This is a genomic window from Lysobacter humi (ex Lee et al. 2017), from assembly GCF_054781815.1.
The window spans coordinates 149890-166602 of the sequence record NZ_BAAGTR010000001.1 but is presented as its reverse complement, the minus strand read 5'-3'; the positions used below and the strand labels follow the sequence as shown (position 1 = coordinate 166602).

Genomic DNA, 16713 nt, shown 5'->3' with positions numbered 1-16713 from the left:
GGCGGCGTGGTGGCATACGCCGGGCCTCACGTCGCGTCCTCCCACGGCCGGCTGAGCCGCATCGCCGCATTGATGAGCCCCACGTGCGAATACGTCTGCGGGAAGTTGCCCCACAGCTCGCCGCCCTCCAGCGAGAGGTCTTCGGAGAGCAGGCCGAGGTGGTTGCGGCGTGCGAGCACGCGCTCGAACATCTCGCGCGCCTCGGCGGTGCGACCGACCGCGGCGAGGGCGTCGATGTACCAGAACGTGCAGATCGTGAAGCTCGTCTCCGGCACGCCGAAGTCGTCCGGCGCGATGTAGCGCAGGATGCCGTCGCCCCGGCGCAGCTCGCGGCCGATGACCTCGACCGTCGCCGCGAAGCGCGGGTCGTCGGGGGCGACGAAGCCGAGGTCGGCGAGCAGCAGGATCACCGCGTCCAGCCGCCCGCTGTGCGTGCCTTCGACGAAGATGCCCTGCTGCGGGTGGAAGGCGAGTTCGCTGATCCGGGCGTGCATGCGCGCGGCACGCTCGCCCCAGAAATGGGCGCGATCGTGCAGCTGCAACTGCCGCGCGATCTTCGCGAGCCGATCGCAGGCGGCCCAGCACATCACGGCCGAATAGGTGTGCACCTCCACGCGACCGCGGAACTCCCAGAGGCCCGCATCGGGCTGGTCGTACAGCCCCCAGGCGCGCTCGCCGAGCCGCTCGAGGCGGTGGAAGTGCGTGGGGTCGGAGGGCAGGTTGAGGCGCCGGTCGAAGAAGAGCTGCGTGGAGGCCAGCACCACGCTGCCGTAGACGTCGTGCTGCGGCTGGATCCAGGCGAGGTTGCCGCGCCGCACCGGGCCCATGCCGCGGTAGCCGGTGAGCGAGGGCACCTCTTCCTCGTGCAGCTCGCGCTCCAGGCCGATCCCGTAGAGCGGCTGCAGGTGGCCGTCCTCGGGGATCAGGTTGGAGACATAGCGCAGGTACTCCTCCATGGTCCGCGTCGCGCCGAGGCGATTGAGCGCGCGCACCACGAAGGCCGCATCGCGGAGCCAGCAGTAGCGGTAGTCCCAGTTGCGCGCCGTATCCGCGTACTCGGGAATCGACGTGGTGACCGCGGCGATGATCGCGCCGGTCTCATCAAACTGGCAGAGCTTGAGCGTGATCGCGCTGCGGATGACGGCGTCCTGCCACTCGAGCGGGATCGACAGTGCACGCACCCATTCGCGCCAGTAGTCGACCGTCTTCTCCAGGGCCTCGCGGGCGAAAGTGGCGACCGACTGGGTGAAGGTCTCGTCCGGGCCGATCACGAAGTGCAGCTCGCGGTCGAGCAGCAGCGGAATTTCGTCGCGCACCATGCGGATCGGCGCATTGGTGTTGAGGCGCAGCGTGTACGTGCCGAGCACGTAGCGCACGTGGTTGCTGCCCCAGGTGATCTCCGGCACGCGGCTGCCGTAGTCGCTCAAGGGGCGCAGGCGGATGCGGATGCGCGGCTCCCCCGACAGCGGGCGGACGCTGCGGATCGTCATCACCGGGCGGTAGAAGCGGTCGAACTGCTTCCATCGCGGGCAGAAGTCGAGGATCTCGATCGCGCCGCCGCGTGTGTCGCGCAGCACCGTACGCAGCACCGCGGTGTTCTCGAGGTAATGCTGCTCGCTGCCCGCGCAGTCGGCGAGCTCGATGGTGAAGTCGCCGCCGTCGATCTGCGGGGAGAGGAGCGCGCAGAAGGTCGGGTCGCCGTCGAAGGCCGGCACGCAGCCCCAGACGATCCGCGCACGCGGATCGACGAGCGCCGCGATGGAGCCGTTGCCGATCAGGCCGAGGTCGAGCGAGCTCATTCGGCGGCTCCAAGGCGACGCGCGCCGTCGGAGAGCCAGGCGCGCAGCGCGGCGGTATCGCGGATGCCGTGGCGGGCGGTGGTGGGGCGGCGGTCGCCGACGATGATCGACAGGCCGCCGAGCGAATTGGTGGTCATGAAGCCGTCCTCGTCCGTGAAATCGTCGCCCGCGTAGACGGGCAGCCGCCCTTCGAACGGACTGGTGCGCATCAGGCGCTCGATGGCCGTGCCCTTGTGGTGGCCGTCCGGGCGCAGCTCGACCACGCAGTTGCCGTGCTGCAGGCGATAGCCGGGCATCTGGGAGACCGCAGACGCGGCGATCGCCTCGAGCGCGGAGCGGGCTTGCGGCGCCGCACGCCAGTGCAGCGCGAGCGCGATGCCCTTGTCCTCCACGCGCGCGCCGGGATGCGCGCCGGCGACCTGCTCGGCGGCCTCGCGCACGCGGACGAGGTCGTCGACGTTCGCGGCCGGCCCGGCATCACCGGTGAGTCCGGCGCGCAACTGCAGGCCGTGCAGCCCGGCCGCCTCGAGCTGCATCTCGGGGAACAGCGCGTCGATCTGCGCGAGCGAGCGCCCGCTCACCAGCGCGAGCGCGCCGCCGAGGGCCTGCCGCAGGCGCGCGATGTCGTCATGCAGCCCCGGCGGGACGTCGACGTCGTCCGGGTGGTCCGCGAAGTCGAGCAGGCAGCCATCGATGTCGAGGAACAGCGCCCAGTGGGGCTGGACGGGCGGCGGGGCCGGCAGGGCGAGGGGGGCGGTCGCACTCATCCGGCGCAGTCTCGTCGCGGGGCTGTAAGCGGAAGGTGGATGGCCCCGGCCGCGCAGAGGCCCCACGGCGGCTGAATATCGGCCGGCGCTGCTTGAAACGCGGCGTCGGGGCCGCATCTCACCGCCATCGCGGCGCATGCGTCGCCCCGGATCAGAGGAAAACCGCCATGCGGATGGACAAGCTCACGTCGCGCTTCCAGCAGGCCCTGGGCGATGCCCAGTCGCTGGCCGTCGCGCGCGACCACAGCGTGATGGAACCCGTGCACCTGCTCGCCGCGCTCGTCGACCAGACCGGCGGCAGCACGCGCCCGCTGCTCGCGCAGGCGGGCGTGAACGTGGCGAGCCTGCGCGAGCGGCTCGGCGAGGCGCTGGAGAAGCTGCCGAAGGTGTCGGGGCAGGCCGGGAACGTCTCGGTCGGCAACGATCTCGCGCGCCTTCTCAACGTGACCGACAAGCTCGCGAGCGAGCGGGGCGACGCCTTCATCGCCAGCGAGCTGTTCGTGCTCGCGGCGCTCGACGACGGCGGTGAAGTCGGCCGCGCGCTCAAGGCCACCGGCGCCACGCGCGAGAAGCTCGAGGCGGCCGTCGACAGGCTGCGCGGCGGTGAGAAGGTGCAGGACGAGAACGCCGAGGACGCGCGCCAGGCGCTCACCAAGTACACGGTCGACCTCACCGAGCGCGCCGAGGCCGGCAAGCTCGATCCCGTCGTGGGCCGCGACGAGGAGATCCGTCGCACGATCCAGGTGCTGCAGCGGCGCACGAAGAACAATCCGGTGCTGATCGGCGAGCCGGGCGTGGGCAAGACGGCGATCGTCGAAGGATTGGCGCAGCGCATCGTCAACGGCGAGGTGCCGGAAGGCCTGCGCGGCAAGCGCGTGCTCTCGCTCGACATGGGCGCCCTGATCGCGGGCGCGAAGTACCGTGGCGAGTTCGAGGAGCGCCTCAAGGCCGTGCTCAACGAGCTGTCGAAGAACGAAGGGCAGGTAATCCTGTTCATCGACGAGCTGCACACGATGGTGGGCGCGGGCAAGGCCGACGGCGCGATGGACGCGGGCAACATGCTGAAGCCGGCGCTCGCGCGCGGCGAGCTGCACTGCATCGGCGCGACCACGCTCGACGAGTACCGCAAGTACGTCGAGAAGGACGCCGCGCTGGAGCGCCGCTTCCAGAAGGTCTTCGTGGGCGAGCCTTCCGTCGAGGACACGATCGCGATCCTGCGCGGCCTCAAGGAGCGCTATGCCGTGCATCACGGCGTGGAGATCACGGACCCGGCGATCGTCGCCGCCGCGACGCTGTCGCACCGTTACATCGCCGACCGCCAGCTCCCCGACAAGGCCATCGACCTGATGGACGAGGCGGCGAGCCGCATCCGCATGGAGATCGACTCCAAGCCCGAGGAGCTCGACCGCCGCGAGCGCCGGCTGATCCAGCTCAAGATCCAGCGCGAGGCGCTGAAGAAGGAGAAGGACGAGGCGTCGAAGCAGCGACTGGCGGACCTCGAGGCCGACATCGGCACGCTCGAGCGCGAGTTCAACGACCTGGAAGAAGTCTGGAAGGCCGAGAAGGCGAGCGTGCAGGGCGCGACGCGGATCAAGGAGCAGATCGAGGCCGCGCGCGTGGAGCTCGAGGCCGCGCAGCGCAAGCAGGACTATGCGCGCATGTCGGAGATCCAGTACGGGCGTATTCCCGAGCTCGAGAAGCAGCTCGCCGCCGCGCAGGAGGCCGAGACGAAGGGCTTCACCCTGCTGCAGGACAAGGTGACCGACGAGGAAATTGCCGAGGTCGTGAGCCGCTGGACGGGCATTCCGGTCAACAAGATGCTGGAAGGCGAGCGCGAGAAGCTGCTGAAGATGGAGGAGCAGCTGCATGCGCGCGTGGTCGGCCAGGACGAGGCGATCAAGGTCGTGTCCGATGCCGTGCGCCGTTCGCGCGCGGGCCTGTCGGATCCGAACCGCCCGAGCGGTTCGTTCCTGTTCCTCGGCCCCACCGGCGTCGGCAAGACCGAGCTGTGCAAGGCGCTCGCCGAATTCCTCTTCGATTCGCCCGACGCCATGGTGCGCATCGACATGAGCGAGTTCATGGAGAAGCACGCGGTGAGCCGGCTTGTCGGCGCGCCCCCGGGCTACGTGGGCTACGAGGAGGGCGGTTACCTGACGGAAGCCGTGCGCCGGCGTCCCTACAGCGTGATCCTGCTCGATGAGGTCGAGAAGGCCCATCCGGACGTCTTCAACATCCTGTTGCAGGTGCTCGACGACGGCCGCCTCACCGATGGCCAGGGCCGCACGGTCGACTTCCGCAACACCGTGATCGTGATGACGTCGAACCTGGGCTCGCACCAGATCCAGGAGCTCTCGGGCGACGGCTCGCCGGAGGCCTACCTGCAGATGAAGGCGGCGGTGATGGGCGTGGTGCAGGCGCACTTCCGCCCGGAATTCATCAACCGGCTCGACGACATCGTCGTCTTCCATCCGCTCGACAAGACGCAGATCCGCGGGATCGCGCGGATCCAGCTGCGCGGACTGGAAAAGCGCCTCGCCGAGCGCGGACTCAGGCTGCAGCTCACCGACGAGGCGCTTACGCTGCTCGCGAACGTCGGCTTCGACCCGGTCTACGGCGCCCGTCCGCTCAAGCGCGCGATCCAGCAGCAGCTGGAGAACCCGCTCGCGCAGCGGATCCTCGCCGGCGAGTTCGCGCAGGGCGACACGATCCACGTGCGGCCGGAGGGCGGGCACCTCGCATTCGATCGTGCAGGCGACACGCCGCCGCCGGCGCAGCGCGCGTCGCCCGACGCGGCCAGCCCGAGCGCGCATTGACGGCCGGGGGCGGCGGCCGCGTCGCTGCCCCTTAGTCCAACGCGATCCCGTCGAGCAGCCGACGCAGCCCTTCGCCTGCCCCGACCGGCCAGTGCGCGTCGACGGACGATGTGATCGCACTGCGGTTGGGATTGATCTCGAGCACGGGCTTGCCGAGCTCGCGCGCCAGCAGCGGGAGCGACGCCGCGGGCTGGACCAGCCCCGAGGTGCCGACCACCACGACGCGATCGCACGCCGAGATCGCCTCGACGGCGGCGTCCCAGGCGTCCTGGGGCAGCGCCTCGCCGAACCAGACCACGTCCGGGCGGAACGACCCGCCGCAGTCGGTACACGCCGGTGGCGCCTCGGGGCCTCCGCCGTCCTGCGGCGCGAGCTCGTGCAGGATCGGCTCGGGCGTGCGGCGGGCGCCGCAGTCGATGCAGCGCGACTGCAGCAGGCGGCCGTGCAGGTGCAGCACGCGCGTGCTGCCGGCGCGCTCGTGGAGGTCGTCGACGTTCTGCGTCACCACGTCGACCCGCGCGCCCCGGCGTTCCATCTCGGCGATCGCGCGATGCCCTGCGTTGGGCTGCACCGCGAGAAGCTGCGACGCCCGCCATCGATACCAGCCCCAGACCAGTGCGGGGTCGCGCCGGAACGCCTGGGGCGTGGCGAGCGATTCGGCGTCGAAGCGCGACCACAGGCCGGTGAGGCCGTCGCGGAAGGTCGGCACGCCGCTCTCGGCGGACATGCCGGCGCCCGTGAGGAAGACGAAGCGGTCCATCAGCGCGGGCCTGCGGCGCCCGGCCACCGCGGGCGGGACGACCGATGCGTCGACGCCACACGCATGCGCCGCGGCCGGGCACGCCGCGTGACGCCGTTCCGACTCACCAGCGGTAACGCACGTTGCCGTAGACGAACGCGCCGTTGAAGCCGAACGGCGAGCTCGACGAATACGGCAGCTGGCCCGAGGTGGAATTCGCGAAGATCACCTCGTCGGGATACTCGTCGAGCACGTTGTCCGCGCCGAGGGTGAACTCCCAGGCATCGCGCGTGTAGCTGAGCGCGAGGTCCCACAGCCACTTGGCCTCGAAGGTCTGGTCGAGCGCCGGCGTCGCGCCGCGAACGGTCACGCTGCCGTAGCGCGTGGTGTTGGAAGCGAGCTTCCACGGCCCATAGCTGTAGACGCTGCCCATGGTCAGCTTGTTGCGCGGCGAGCCCACCACCAGGCGACCCACCTCGGTCCGCCCGAAGCGGACGGCCGTCGGATCGATCGCCTGCAGCGAAGGCGGATTGGGCGCGATGCGGTCGATTTCCGTCTTGTTGTAGTTGTAGCCGCCGGTGAAATCGATGCGCAGGTCCCCGCGCCGCACGACATAGGTGGCGACCAGATCCGCGCCGCGCGTCGTCGTGTCGATCGCGTTGGTGAAGTAGCGCCCGCCGCCGACATCCGGGAAGCCGTTCGCGTTGAGATAGGTCCGCACGGCCGGCGACGTCAGGTTCTCCGACAGCGCGATCCGGTCATCGATCTCGATCTGGTAGGCGTCGAGGGTGATGTAGAGGTCCTTCGCCGGCGTGAGCACCACGCCGAGCGAGAGGTTCTTCGACTCCTCGGCGCGCAGCGGCTCGGCGCCGAGCGCGATGGCCGCGGGATCGTTGACGCGGAACGTGCGGATATCGAAGGGCACCGTGCCCACGCCCGGCACGCTGATGAAGTTGGTCGCCGTGGACTGGAAGAACTGCTGCTGCAGCGACGGTGCACGGAAACCGGTCGACGCGGTGCCGCGCAGCGCGAAGGCCGGGGTGAAGGCGTAGCGCGCGGAGAGCTTGCCCGACGTCGTGTCGCCGAAGTCGCTGTACTGCTCTGCACGTGCCGCGAGGCCGAGCGAGAATTTCTCGGTCAGCTCCATCTCCACGTCGCCGTAGACCGAATAGCTGTGGCGATCGAAGGCCCGCGCATCGGCGGGCCGGAAGCCCGGGAAGACCTGCGAGCCCGAGGGCGCGGGCGTGCCGTTCGGCAGCAGCACGCCGCCGTTGACGTAGGACGCCGGCTCGCCGGCACGCTGCGCGAAGTCCTCGCCGCGCCATTCCACCCCGAAGGCGATCGCGAGCGGTGCATGCAGCCGGCCGGACTCGACGTACTTGGTGAAGTCGAGATTGAGCACGCGCTGCTCGAATTCCAGCGCGCCGGCGAAGAAATTGCGCTGCGAGGTCGGGCCGAGGGAGCGGTTGAGGCTGTTTTCGATGCGAAAGTCGAGGTCGCTGCCGCCGTAGTTGTAGCTGAACTCGATGCCGAGCCCGCCCGCGGTTTCCCCACGCAGGCCGGCGACGAACGCACGATCGTCGGCGATGTTGCGGATCTGCGGCAGGAAGCCGTTCGGGTAGATCGCCGGGATGTTGCGCGTATCGCCGGCCGGGCGGAAGAAGCCGTTCGAAAGCGCGTCACGCCGGCTGGCAGTGCCGAAGGCGAATAGTTCCACGCCGCCGCCGAGTGCGTATTCCGAATTGAAGCCCACCGCCTGCTGCTCGATCGCCGGATCGCCCTGCCGCTGCACCACGACCCCGAGCGGTGGCGATGTCGCCGACGGCGTTCCCTGGAACGGCCGCGCACGGTCGGTCTGGTCGCTGTCGACCCCCTGCGCGGACAGGTGCACGAAGCCGGCATCGCCGAGGGCGAAGCCGCTGTCGCCCGAGAGCTGGACGGTACGTCCGTCGCCCGCGCTGTACTGGCCGACACGCGCATTGATGCTGCCTGTTCCCGGCTTGCCCTTGAGCACGATGTTGATCACGCCCGCAATCGCATCCGAGCCGTACTGCGCGGACGCGCCGTCGCGCAGCACCTCGACGCGATCGATCGCGGCGATGGGGATGGCATTGAGATCCACGGGCGACGAGCCGCGCCCCTGTGTGCCATTGAGGTTGAGCAGCGCCGTGCCGTGCCGGCGCTTGCCGTTGACGAGCACCAGCACCTGGTCCGGCGCCAGCCCGCGCAGTTGCGCCGGCCGCACCGCATCGGTGCCGTCGGAGATCGCCGGCCGCGGGAAATTCAGCGACGGCAGGGTTCGCGCCAGCGCCGTCGCGAGTTCGGTCGTGCCGGTCGCCTCGAGCGCCTCGGGTCGGATCACGTCGATCGGTGAGGCCGACTGCGCGACCGTGCGATCCGACGCACGGGTGCCGGTCACGATCACCTGGTCGAGAGTCGCCTCGTCGGTGCCGGCCTCTTGGGCGAAGGCGGGGCGCGCCATGCCGGCGAGCGCCAGCAGCAGTGCGGCATGCAGGGCAGTGCTCTTCATCGGAAACTCCGGGCCCAGCGAGGCGGAAGGCCCGAGACTAGCCCAGTCGGCAGGAGCGGGCCGTCGTGGTCGCGTTTACGCGTTTTTGCGCACGTGGGCAGAGGGCGTGCAGGGCACGGGCTGACGTGGCAGCGCATCGCTGCCCCCCCCTGCCGGCCCGGTCGCCAGCGCAAGCTCGCGACGGGCGGGCATCGGCCTCTTGCCGCGTAAATGGAAACGGCCCGGTCGCCCGGGCCGTTCGTGCGGAACGCGACCGGAGCCGCTTACTTCGCGACGAACTTCAGTGGGCCGTTGTACTGCGGCCAGGCGATCGAGCCTTCGCCACGCATGTTGAGCGCCCGCGCTTCGCCGGCCGGCTCGGTGCCGACGATGCTCGCCATCAGCGTCGGCATGTAGAAGTTCACGACGAACGCCGCGTCGCGATAGATCACCGGCTTGATGTTGAGCGTGGTGGTCTGCCCCGGCGTGATCGTGAAGCGGAGCACGTCCTGGTTCACGAAGGCGCCGCGGTCGAGGATCTTCTGCACGCTGAAGCCCGCCGACATCTCCAGGCCGATGCCCGTCACGCGGTACTCGCCGGCCGGCAGGCTCAGCGTCTCGGAGCGCCCGTAGCGCGTCATCTGGCTCAGCGGGAAGTCGACGAACTGCTTGTTGACCATGCTGAAGACCACTTGGCCGTCACGCACGCCCCACTCGATGCCGCCGTTGCGCAGCTGCGCGTCGACCTTCTTCGGCAGCTCCTTCTCGCTGGTGAAGTTCTCGATGTTCACCACCAGCGTGCCCTGGGCGGACATCGCCGGTGCGGATGCCGGCTCCTGCGCGCGAACGGTGGTCCCCAACAGCATTGCGAGCGCGACGAGTGCGCCCTTGAATCCGATCCCCATGACATCCCCCTGAAATGCTCGGCCGCGACCATCGCGGGCGGCGGGGATCATAGCAACGGCCGCTTGCCGCCCCGCGGGCGCAGGCGCGCTCTCGCGTTCAGCCCAGTGCGCCGGCGGGCGGCAACGGCCCGGTGCGGTATCGCGGCATCGCCAGCACCATCTCCGCGAGGCTGTGCGCGAGCTCGCGCTCGGCCATCACCGCCGCGTCGGCGCCGTGCTCGAGCAGGTGCCGCACCTCGCCGTCGGAATGGCCGCGCGCAAGGATGCTGAGGGCCGGATTCGCCATGCGCAGCGCGGCGACGATCTCGCCGGCCTCGAGCGCATTGGGGATCGCCACCATCGCGGTGGTCGCCCGCGCCGGATGCGCCTCGGCGAGCACGAGCGGGTTGACCGCGTTGCCGCGCACCGCCGGGAAACCGTCGGCGCGCGCGCGGTCGATCAGGTGCGTTTCCGCGTCGATCACCACGACGGCGACGCCGCGTGCGGCGAGCAGGCGGGTGAGCTCGCTGCCCACGCGCCCGTAGCCGACGACGATCGCGTGGTCGACGATGCCGGCGGGCACCGGCGCGAGCGTGTCGGCCGCGACCGCCGCCGCTTCAACGCTACGGGCCTCGCGCCGCGCGCGCCGGTCGAGCCAGGCGAACAGCAGCGGGTTGACGATGATCGACATCAGCGCACCGGCGAGCACGAGGTCCTGGCCTTCCTTCGGCAGCAGCCCCAGCGAGACACCGAGGCCGGTGAGGATGAAGGAGAACTCGCCGATCTGGGACAGGCTTACCGCGAGCAGGAGCGCGGTCGCGTTCGGCTTGCCGAGCGCCCGTGAGATGCCCCATGTGATCGCCGCATTGCCGCCGACGATCACCGCGAACGTGGCGAGCAGCTCGAGGGGCCGCTCCAGCACGATCATCGGGTTGAACAGCATGCCGACCGAGACGAAGAACAGCACGGCGAAGGCATCGCGCAGCGGCAGCGTCTCGCTCGCGGCCTGGTGGCTGAACTCGGACTCGCTCAGCAGCAGCCCGGCGAAGAACGCACCGAGCGCGAACGAGACCCCGAACAGCGTCGCCGAGCCGAAGGCCACGCCGAGCGCGATCGCGAGCACGCAGAGCGTGAACAGCTCGCGTGATGCCGTAGCGGCCACGCGCTCGAGAATCCCCGGGATCACGCGCCGGCCGACGATCATCATGAAGGCGACGAAGCCGCCGACCTTCAGCACCGTGGTGCCCAACGCGGCGGCGATCGCCGGCACGCCGCCGCCGGGCCCGGTCTTCGTCCCCGCCAGTGCCGGCAGCAGCACCAGCACCATTACCATCACCACGTCCTCGACGATCAGCCAGCCCACGGCGATCCGGCCGCGATCGCTCTCGAGCAGGCGCCGCTCCTCGAGCCCGCGCAGCACCACGACCGTGCTGGCGACCGACAGGGCGAGGCCGAACACCACGCCCGCGGCGTCCGACCAGCCGAACAGGCGCGCCAGCCCCCAGCCCATCGCCGTCGCCACCACGATCTGCACCATCGCGCCGGGCACGGCGATGTTCCTCACCGCCATCAGGTCGCGGATCGAGAAGTGCAGCCCCACGCCGAACATCAGCAGGATCACGCCGATCTCGGCGAGCTGCGGGGCGAGGGTCGCATCGGCGACGAAGCCCGGGGTGAACGGGCCGATCACGACACCGGCCAGCAGGTAGCCCACCAGCGGCGAAAGCCGCAGGCGGTGCGCGAGCGCGCCGAGGACGAAGGCCAGCACGAAGCCGGCGACGAGCATGGCGATGAGCGGGGTGTGGTGCATGCGGCTCCGGGGCAGGGCAGGGATCGCCGGCGCGGCCGGCGCCTGTTCACCTTAACGAAAGCGCGTCTCGCCGGGCCTGGGATTGCGGATTGCGCGCAACGTGAGCCGGCATCGCGCCCGTACAATGGCGCCATGATCGGTTTTCGTGACTTTGCGCTGCGTCGCGGCGAGCGCCTCCTTTTGTCCGGCGTCGACCTCTCCCTGCATGCCGGATGGCGCGTGGGCGTGGTCGGTCGCAACGGTACGGGCAAATCGTCGCTGTTCGCGGCGCTGCAGGGCGAGGTGGAGCCCGACCGCGGCGACATCGACATCCCGGGCCGCGCGCGCATCGCGAGCGTCGCGCAGGAGACGCCGGCGCTCGACGACCTCGCGCTCGACTTCGTGCTCTCCGGCGACAAGGTGCTGCACCAGGCGGTAATGGCCGAGCGCGACGCGGTAGCGCGCGAGGACTGGGAAGCCGTCGCCGAGGCGCATCACCGGCTCGAGGAAGTCGGCGGATACGACGCCGAGGCGCGCGCCGCCAAGCTGCTGCACGGCCTGGGCTTCTCGGCGGAGACGCACGGCAAGGCAGTGCGCGAATTCTCCGGCGGCTGGCGCGGGCGGCTCAACCTTGGCCGCGCGCTGATGACGCCGTCGGACCTGCTGCTGCTCGACGAGCCCACCAACCACCTCGACCTCGACGCCGTGCTCTGGCTCGAGCAGTGGCTGCTCAAGTATCCCGGCACGCTGTTCGTGATCTCGCACGACCGCGAGTTCCTCGACGGCATCTGCAGCCACGTCCTGCACCTGCATTCGGGCACCGCCAAGCTCTACACCGGCAACTACACCGACTTCGAGCGCCAGCGCGCCGAGCAGTTGCGCCAGCAGCAGATCGCCTTCGAGAAGGAGCAGGCCGAGCGCGCGCACCTGCAGAGCTTCATCGACCGCTTCAAGGCCAAGGCGTCGAAGGCCAAGCAGGCGCAGAGCCGCATGAAGCGCCTCGCCAAGCTCGCCGGCACCGAGGCCGTGCGCGCAGAGCGCTCGCTGCACATCGACTTCCCCGTGCCCGACAAGCTGCCGCACTCGCTGCTCGGGCTCACGCATGCGCGCTGCGGTTACGGCAGCACGACGATCCTGGGCGACGTCACCCTTCGCCTCGAAGCCGGCGACCGCATCGCGCTGCTGGGCCCGAACGGCGCAGGCAAGTCGACGCTGGTCAAGACGCTGGTCGGGGAGATCCCGCTGCTCGGCGGCGAGCGCGGCGGCCATCCCGACCTGCGCATCGGCTATTTCGCGCAGCACACGGTGGAATCGCTGCGCGAAGGCGAAACCCCGCTGGATCATCTCTCCAAGCTCGCGCCCGGCGTCGCGACGCAGCAGCTGCGCGACTTCCTCGGCAAGTGGCAATTCCCGGGCGATCGCGCGTTCGAGCCGGTCGACGGCTTTTCCGGCGGCGAGCGCGCGCGCCTGGCGCTGGCGATGATCGCCTGGCGCAAGCCGAACGTGCTGCTGCTCGACGAGCCCACCAACCACCTCGACCTCGACATGCGCGAGGCGCTCGCCGAGGCGCTCTCCGATTTCGACGGCGCGATCGTGCTGGTCAGCCACGACCGCCACATGATCGGCCTGGTCTGCGACACGTTCTGGCGCGTCGCCGGCGGCGTCGCGCAGCCCTTCGACGGCGACCTCGACGAATATGCGGTCTGGCTCCGCACGCGCGATCCGGACGAGGGGAAGGGGGGCAAGGCGCCGCCACCGGCACCGGCGGTCGAGCCGCCGAAGCCCGTCGTGGCCAGGTCCGGCAAGAAGGCCAATCCGGTCAAGCTCGCGCAGGCCGAGGCCCGCGTGGCCGAGCTGGAGGCGCAGGTCGCCGCGATCGACGCCGCGCTCGCCGACCCCGCACGCCTGGGCGAGTGGAGCCGTCTCGGCGAGGAGCGCGCGCGCCTCGCCACCGCGCTCGCGAAGGCCGAGGAGGCCTATCTCGAGCTCTACGAGGCCGGCTGACCAAGCCGGCGCGGCGCCTTGAAAGCCCGCGCGCCGGCCCCATCCTGCCCGCCGATTCGACACACCGGACCCGCCATGCCCATCTACGCCTTCGAATGCTCCGCCTGCGGCCACGACTTCGATCGCCTGCAGAAGCTGAGTGACCCGGACCCGACCGACTGCCCGCAGTGCGGCGCGCCGCAGGTCCGGCGTCGCCTGACCGCGCCGCAGTTCCGCCTCGCCGGCGGCGGCTGGTACGAGACGGACTTCAAGAAAGACGGGGACAAGAAGCGGAACCTCGCAGGGGATTCGGCCGCGCCGTCGTCGGGTGGATCGGAATCCAAGTCCGAATCGAAGCCTGCGGAATCGAAGCCGGCCGAGGCCAGGCCGGCGCCGAAGGCGGATCCGAAGCCGGCGGCGGGTAAGGGGACGGGACGCTGCGGGTCGGGGCGTCGCGCGGTCGCAGGCTCCGCAAGCGGGTAGCGCAGCGCGCGGCGGCGCGTTAGACAGGCACCGTCGGCCGACTTGAGTCCCTGCGCCCGGTAAACTACCCGGCTCATCCGCACCCCGCGCCGGGGTGCCGCCGGAGCCTCCATGCGTACCCATTTCTGCGGCCTCGTCGACGAGCGCCTGATCGGCCAGACCGTGACCCTCTGCGGCTGGGTCGACAGCACGCGCGTCCAGAGCCACCAGACCTTCATCGACCTGCGCGACCACGAGGGCGTGGTGCAGGTGCTCGTCGAGAGCGACCAGCCCGAGCTGTTCAAGGCCGCCGCGGCGCTCGGCGCCGAGGACGCGGTGACCGTCAGCGGCATCGTGCGCGAGCGCTATGCCGCCAACGAGAAGATCCGCACCGGGCGTGTTGAGATCATCCCGACCGCGATCGACGTGCTGAACAAGGCCGAGCGCCTGCCGTTCCACGCGCACGAGAACGCGGGCGAGGACATCCGCCTCAAGTATCGCTACCTCGACCTGCGCCGCCCCGAGATGCAGCAGATGATGCGCACGCGCATCAGGCTCGTCGCGGCGCTGCGCCGCTTCCTCGACGAGCGCGGCTTCCAGGACATCGAGACGCCGATCCTCACCAAGGCCACGCCCGAGGGCGCACGCGACTTCCTCGTGCCGGCACGCATGCATCCGGGCGAGTTCTACGCGCTGCCGCAGAGCCCGCAGTTGTTCAAGCAGATCCTGATGATGGCGGGCTTCGATCGCTACTACCAGATCGCCCGCTGCTTCCGCGACGAGGCCCTGCGCGCCGATCGCCAGCTCGAGTTCACCCAGCTCGACATGGAGTTCGCGTGGGTGTCCGAGCGCGACGTGCAGGACTTCGTCGAGACGATGATCCGCGACGTCTTCGCCGAGGTGATCGGCGTCGAGCTCGCCGATCCGTTCCCGCGCATGACCTTCGCCGAGGCGATGCGTCGCTTCGGTTCCGATAAACCGGATCTGCGCATCCCGCTCGAGTTCACCGACATCGCCGAGCTCGTGAAGGGCTGCGAGTTCAAGGTCTTCACCGACTGGGCGAACCATGCGGATGGCCGCGTGATCGCGCTGCGCGCCCCGGGCGGCGCGCAGCTGTCGCGCAAGCAGATCGACGAGCTCGGCGCGCATGCCGCGAAGTACGGCGCCAAGGGCGTCGCATGGATGAAGGTGGACGACGCGTCCAAGGGCCGCGAGGGCATCAATTCGCCGATCGCCAAGTTCCTCGACGATGCGACGCTGCAGGCGATCGTCGAAGCGACCGGCGCGACCACGGGCGATGCGATCTTCTTCGGCGCCGCCACCTACAAGACCGCCTCCGACTTCATGGGCGCGCTGCGCCTGAAGCTCGGCAAGGACCTCGGCCTCGTGGAAGCCGGCTGGAAGCCGCTGTGGGTCACCGACTTCCCGATGTTCGAATGGGACGACGAGGCGCAGCGCTACGTCGCGCTGCACCACCCGTTCACCGCGCCGAGCATCGACGACGAGGCCGACCTGCGCGCGAACGCCGCGACGGCCGTGTCGCGCGGCTACGACATGGTGCTCAACGGCAACGAGATCGGCGGCGGCTCGATCCGCATCCACCGCTCGTCGATGCAGTCGGCGGTGTTCGACCTGCTCGGCATCGGGCGCGAGGAGGCCGAGCTCAAGTTCGGCTTCCTGCTCGAAGCGCTGCGCTACGGCGCGCCGCCCCACGGCGGCATCGCCTTCGGCATCGACCGCATCGCGGCGCTGATGGCCGGCACCGAGTCCATCCGCGACGTGATCCCGTTCCCGAAGACCACGTCCGCGCAGTGCCTGATGACCGGCGCGCCGTCGCCGATCCCGGATGCGCAGCTCGCCGAGGTGCATGTGGCGGTGCGTCCGCGCGAGGCCAAGGCGGAATGAGCACGAGGATCCGGCGGGCGACGGTCGACGACGCGCAGACGCTGTCGACGCTCGCGCGTGCCACGTTCGTCGAGAGCTTCGGCCACCTGTACGAGCAGGAGGACCTGCAGGCCTTCCTCGACGATTCGTATGCGGTCGAAAAGCAGGCGGTGATCCTCGGCCACCCCGACTACGCCGTCTGGTTCCTCGAGACCGACGGGCGCGCGGTGGGCCATTGCGCCGCCGGTCCCTGCGGGCTGCCGCACGAGGACGTGTGCCCGGGCGACGGCGAGATCAAGCGCCTCTACATCCTGCGCGACTTCCAGGGCGGCGGGCAGGGCGCGCGGCTGATGGACACCGCGATGGCCTGGCTCGAGCGGGACGGCCCGCGCACGCTGTGGATCGGCGTCTGGAGCGAGAACGCCGGCGCGCAGCGCTTCTACGCGCGCTACGGTTTCGAGAAGGTCGGTACCTACGGCTTCCCGGTCGGTCGCGTGGTCGACCTCGAATTCATCCTGCGCCGCCCGGCGTGCGGTCGGGCCGGGTGATGCCGGTGCCGCGCGCCCCTTTGGCAACGCTCCTGGCGGCGCTGGTGGCCGCCGCGGCGGTCGCCCCGCCTGCCGGCGCGCACGAGCCGACGTACCGGCCGAGCTACGACCGGTGCATCGACGCCGCCGGCGGTGTCACCGCTGCGATGATCGACTGCATGCATGCCGAGCTCGATGCGCAGGACGCACGGTTGAACGCCGGCTACCGCGCGGCCTCGCGCGCGCTTCCGGCTGCCCGGCGTGCGGCGCTGACCCGCGCGCAGCGTGCCTGGGTCGCCTGGCGCGACGCGCGCTGCGCGTTCGAGCTCGACCCGGACGGCGGCTCGATCGCGCGGATCGTCGCCAACAGCTGCGTGCTCCAGCTCACCACCGAGCGCGCGACGGAACTCGAAGGCATCGCACGCGACGCGGCGGGCCCGTAGCGCCCTCGCGGCGGCGCGGATGCGCGTCGTGCCGACGGTCCGTGGCCGCCGCCGGCCGGCGCGGTGTCCACGCATGCGGCCCGGCGCCATGCCCGGGCCACGCCACGCGTCGCG

At 70.5% G+C, this 16713-nt stretch carries 11 protein-coding genes and 1 pseudogene; 6 read left to right on the top strand and 6 right to left on the bottom strand.

Translation table 11 applies throughout. The features are described 5' to 3' along the window. Positions 1-26: 26 nt before the first annotated feature. Both ACYVJJ_RS00705 and otsB read right to left on the bottom strand, forming a co-directional pair. Positions 27-1799, bottom strand: coding sequence for a glycoside hydrolase family 15 protein (locus ACYVJJ_RS00705; RefSeq protein ID WP_460830292.1), 1773 nt, complete (start codon positions 1797-1799; stop codon positions 27-29). Further along, positions 1796-2566, bottom strand: coding sequence for a trehalose-phosphatase (otsB, locus tag ACYVJJ_RS00700; RefSeq protein ID WP_460830291.1), 771 nt, complete (start codon positions 2564-2566; stop codon positions 1796-1798). The genes ACYVJJ_RS00705 and otsB overlap by 4 nt, the downstream gene beginning before the upstream one ends. Before the next feature lie 167 nt (positions 2567-2733). On the opposite strand from otsB, the pseudogene clpB reads away from it, so the two are divergent. Continuing rightward, a pseudogene (gene clpB, locus ACYVJJ_RS00695) lies at positions 2734-5316 on the top strand (ATP-dependent chaperone ClpB); the annotation flags it as partial. Positions 5317-5410: 94 nt separating this feature from the next. On the opposite strand, the gene ACYVJJ_RS00690 reads toward clpB, so the two are convergent. From ACYVJJ_RS00690 to ACYVJJ_RS00675, 4 genes are all read right to left on the bottom strand, one after another. Then, positions 5411-6139 carry an NAD-dependent deacylase gene (locus tag ACYVJJ_RS00690; RefSeq protein WP_460830289.1) on the bottom strand — a complete coding sequence of 243 codons (729 nt, stop codon included), beginning with the start codon at positions 6137-6139 and terminating at the stop codon, positions 5411-5413. 103 nt (positions 6140-6242) lie between these two features. Further along, a complete protein-coding gene (locus ACYVJJ_RS00685) occupies positions 6243-8648 on the bottom strand; it encodes a TonB-dependent receptor plug domain-containing protein (RefSeq protein ID WP_460830288.1) in 2406 nt (801 codons plus the stop codon). Between the two features lie 263 nt (positions 8649-8911). Next, positions 8912-9532, bottom strand: coding sequence for a hypothetical protein (locus tag ACYVJJ_RS00680; protein WP_460830287.1), 621 nt, complete (start codon positions 9530-9532; stop codon positions 8912-8914). A 97-nt stretch (positions 9533-9629) separates the two neighbouring features. Continuing rightward, positions 9630-11321 (bottom strand): monovalent cation:proton antiporter-2 (CPA2) family protein, encoded by a 1692-nt coding sequence (locus ACYVJJ_RS00675; protein ID WP_460830285.1) that lies wholly within the window; start codon positions 11319-11321, stop codon positions 9630-9632. A gap of 132 nt (positions 11322-11453) precedes the next feature. Between ACYVJJ_RS00675 and ACYVJJ_RS00670 the strand changes: the two genes are divergently transcribed. From ACYVJJ_RS00670 to ACYVJJ_RS00650, 5 genes are all read left to right on the top strand, one after another. Then, positions 11454-13304: an ABC-F family ATP-binding cassette domain-containing protein gene (locus ACYVJJ_RS00670; protein ID WP_460830283.1), complete on the top strand. Its 1851-nt coding sequence runs from the start codon at positions 11454-11456 to the stop codon at positions 13302-13304. A 75-nt stretch (positions 13305-13379) separates the two neighbouring features. Continuing rightward, entirely contained in the window at positions 13380-13766 is a 387-nt protein-coding gene (locus tag ACYVJJ_RS00665; RefSeq protein ID WP_460830861.1) for an FmdB family zinc ribbon protein, read from the top strand. A 111-nt stretch (positions 13767-13877) separates the two neighbouring features. Beyond that, complete coding sequence (gene aspS, locus ACYVJJ_RS00660) at positions 13878-15650, top strand: aspartate--tRNA ligase (RefSeq protein ID WP_460830281.1); 1773 nt, start codon at positions 13878-13880, stop codon at positions 15648-15650. After that, positions 15647-16177, top strand: a complete 531-nt coding sequence (locus ACYVJJ_RS00655; protein WP_460830280.1) for a GNAT family N-acetyltransferase — start codon at positions 15647-15649, stop codon at positions 16175-16177. The genes aspS and ACYVJJ_RS00655 overlap by 4 nt, the downstream gene beginning before the upstream one ends. A 20-nt stretch (positions 16178-16197) precedes the next feature. Continuing rightward, positions 16198-16599, top strand: coding sequence for a lysozyme inhibitor LprI family protein (locus ACYVJJ_RS00650; RefSeq protein ID WP_460830278.1), 402 nt, complete (start codon positions 16198-16200; stop codon positions 16597-16599). Positions 16600-16713 lie beyond the last annotated feature (114 nt).

What these genes read in the sequence shown, in the direction of transcription:
- ACYVJJ_RS00705 (WP_460830292.1), bottom strand. Translation starts at nt 1,799, where the DNA reads ATGAGCTCGCTCGACCTCGGCCTGATCGGCAACGGCTCCATCGCGGCG.
- otsB (WP_460830291.1), bottom strand. Translation starts at nt 2,566, where the DNA reads ATGAGTGCGACCGCCCCCCTCGCCCTGCCGGCCCCGCCGCCCGTCCAG.
- ACYVJJ_RS00690 (WP_460830289.1), bottom strand. Translation starts at nt 6,139, where the DNA reads ATGGACCGCTTCGTCTTCCTCACGGGCGCCGGCATGTCCGCCGAGAGC.
- ACYVJJ_RS00685 (WP_460830288.1), bottom strand. Translation starts at nt 8,648, where the DNA reads ATGAAGAGCACTGCCCTGCATGCCGCACTGCTGCTGGCGCTCGCCGGC.
- ACYVJJ_RS00680 (WP_460830287.1), bottom strand. Translation starts at nt 9,532, where the DNA reads ATGGGGATCGGATTCAAGGGCGCACTCGTCGCGCTCGCAATGCTGTTG.
- ACYVJJ_RS00675 (WP_460830285.1), bottom strand. Translation starts at nt 11,321, where the DNA reads ATGCACCACACCCCGCTCATCGCCATGCTCGTCGCCGGCTTCGTGCTG.
- ACYVJJ_RS00670 (WP_460830283.1), top strand. Translation starts at nt 11,454, where the DNA reads ATGATCGGTTTTCGTGACTTTGCGCTGCGTCGCGGCGAGCGCCTCCTT.
- ACYVJJ_RS00665 (WP_460830861.1), top strand. Translation starts at nt 13,380, where the DNA reads ATGCCCATCTACGCCTTCGAATGCTCCGCCTGCGGCCACGACTTCGAT.
- aspS (WP_460830281.1), top strand. Translation starts at nt 13,878, where the DNA reads ATGCGTACCCATTTCTGCGGCCTCGTCGACGAGCGCCTGATCGGCCAG.
- ACYVJJ_RS00655 (WP_460830280.1), top strand. Translation starts at nt 15,647, where the DNA reads ATGAGCACGAGGATCCGGCGGGCGACGGTCGACGACGCGCAGACGCTG.